Source organism: Streptomyces katrae (assembly GCF_000966975.1).
Classification (GTDB): domain Bacteria; phylum Actinomycetota; class Actinomycetes; order Streptomycetales; family Streptomycetaceae; genus Streptomyces; species Streptomyces katrae.
The window spans coordinates 1-1,551 of the sequence record NZ_JZWV01000112.1 but is presented as its reverse complement, the minus strand read 5'-3'; the positions used below and the strand labels follow the sequence as shown (position 1 = coordinate 1,551).

Sequence of the window (1,551 nt, the reverse complement as noted above, 5' to 3'; positions counted from 1 at the left end):
GGACACTCCGGCTCCCCGCCCGCCCCCGGGCCTCACAGGTCCCCCTGCAGCGGCTCGTCCTCCGGCAGGGAGCGGTCCGGGTCCTCCCAGACGAGGGCCAGTCCGGCGGCCCAGTACGCGTCGGGGTCCGCCCCGTGGGCCCGCCGGCGCAGGGCCTGCAGGCGCTGGGGGAGGACCGCGCCCCGGGCCGCCTCGGTGAATTCCTCGCGCAGGCCCCGGTGGAAGGGCGCGCAGGAGGCCGTCGGGTCCGCCGGGGGCCGCCGGCACACCGTCACCCCGTACCCGGCGTCCCGTACGGAGTGCAGCGCGCCCAGGGTCGGTTCGGCGGCCGGGTCCCGGCAGAGCACCGGCACGGTGGTGTCGGGGAGCCCCTGCAGCCAGTCCGGGGAGGGGCTGCGGGGGCGGCCCCGCGAGCAGTCGGCGCGCTGGTCCAGCAGGGGTCCCGCCTGCACCCGCGCCCAGCGTGCGCCGGCGGCGGCGCTGCCGGTGCCTTCGGGGTGGCGGAACACCACCGGCCGCTGCACCCCCACCGGGACCCCGCCCGAGACGGCCCACTCGTCGACGGCGAGCCCGAACAGCTCGGGGGCGACGGCCACTTCGAGCAGCGCGGCCGCCTCGTGCGTGTCGCAGCGGCGGAACCCTTCGGCGAGCGGGGCCCGCAGTGCCTCGGGCAGGCCCGCCAGGGTGGCCCGTACCCCGGCGGCGACCGGGGTGACCCGGCCGGGGCGGGCGGGGCCGGCCAGGACCGACACCCGCCAGTCGTAGACGTCCTCCCAGCCGTGCGCCCAGGCCTCCAGCAGGACGGAGGGGCCGGCGGGCAGGCCCTGGGCCCGCAGGGCGTGGCCCAGGGCGGCGTGTCCGGCGGCCTGCCGCCGGCGCCGTTCCCGCTCGGCGAGGCCCCGTTCGTGCCGTTCGGCGAGCTCCCGGCGCAGGGGCCGCCACAGCCGCTCGGCGGTGGTCCGTACCCAGTCCCACAGTTCCTCGTCGGTGCCGGGGGCGGGCGGTTCGCGGTGGTCGGCGACGCTGACGCCGGTGGCGTAGCGGAGCACGGCGGCGGCCTCGCCGCCCGCGCCGGGCGGGTCGTGCAGCAGGCCGAGGCCGTCGCGCCAGCTGAGCGGGGCGGGGAGGGTGCCGTCGGGTTCCTCGCCGCGCGCCTGCTCGGCGAGTTCCCGTACGGCTTCCGAGGATCCGGGCGGCGGCAGTTCGGCGAGCAGCCCGCACAGGGTGGTCCGTTCGCCGGGGGTGAGCCGGCCGCGGCCGCCGTACGCGTCGGCTTCCCCGTCCGCCAGCAGGTCGTGTACGTCGGTCCAGGTCCGGCGGCTGTCGAGGTCGCTCAGGTGCCGGTCGTAGTGGTACAGGTCGTGGGCCTGCATGACGCGGCGGTAGAGCCCGGTCTGGCCGGTCGCGGCCATCGGCAGGGTCCGCAGCTGCGCCACGGACACGGCGAGCCCGCCGCCGCCCGTGTGCCGCCGGGCCTTGACCACTCCGATCACCTCGCCGCGCGTGAGGTCGACGACGGGGCCGCCGGACATCCCGGCCTCGATCTCGTCT

The 1,551-nt window shown here is 78.8% G+C and carries 1 protein-coding gene; it reads right to left on the bottom strand.

What is annotated here, in order from left to right; all coding sequences use genetic code 11:
• Positions 1-32: 32 nt before the first annotated feature.
• Positions 33-1,551 (bottom strand): VMAP-C domain-containing protein (locus VR44_RS06180; protein ID WP_045946349.1); only part of this gene is annotated, 1,519 nt, incomplete at its 5' end.